Source organism: Actinomadura sp. 7K534 (genome assembly GCF_004348575.1).
GTDB lineage: Bacteria > Actinomycetota > Actinomycetes > Streptosporangiales > Streptosporangiaceae > Spirillospora > Spirillospora livida.
Map to the genome: position 1 here is coordinate 1 of NZ_SMKB01000552.1, position 540 is coordinate 540.

A 540-nucleotide genomic window follows, 5' to 3' on the forward strand; every position below is an offset into this window, starting at 1 on the left:
CCGGAGAGCTTCACGTCGCCCATTCCGATCCCCGAAGGCGCACACCCCCACCCGAAACCGATGCCCTGCCAGCGAGCACACCCGCGGCACCGCAAGGTGACGGGCCTGAGGCGCAGGCGCCTACATCAGCGGCCGGTGAAGAAGAAGGGGCACCTCGGCGGCCCCACCGGGAGACCCCGTCCGGACCAAAGCCCGAGAGCGAAGAGCCCGGGGCCGAAGAGTCCACGGTCGAGGAGTCCGCAGGCGGGAAGCCGAGCAGCGGCAGCGAGGGTGAAGGGCCGGTGCTTCGGTGGGCCTACCGGGAGGCTCCGTCCCGACCGGTGCTGGAGGAGCAGTCCACGCGCGAGGAGTCCACCGGCGAGAAGCCGACCAGCGGCAGTGAGGGTGGAAGGCCGGTGCTTCGGTGGGCCTATCCGGAGGCTCCGTCCGGAGCGAAGGCCGGGGAGGAGACCGAGGGCGAAGAGGCCCGGGCCGAGGAGTCCGGGGACGAGGGGGATGGGTGGCAGGAGGCCGCGGGTGAGGTGGCCAGTGGTGGGGGTG

1 pseudogene is annotated in these 540 nt (G+C 72.4%); it reads left to right on the forward strand.

Annotated features, from left to right (window positions below):
- Positions 1-320: 320 nt before the first annotated feature.
- Positions 321-540 (forward strand): annotated as a pseudogene (locus tag E1266_RS39135) (hypothetical protein); the annotation flags it as partial.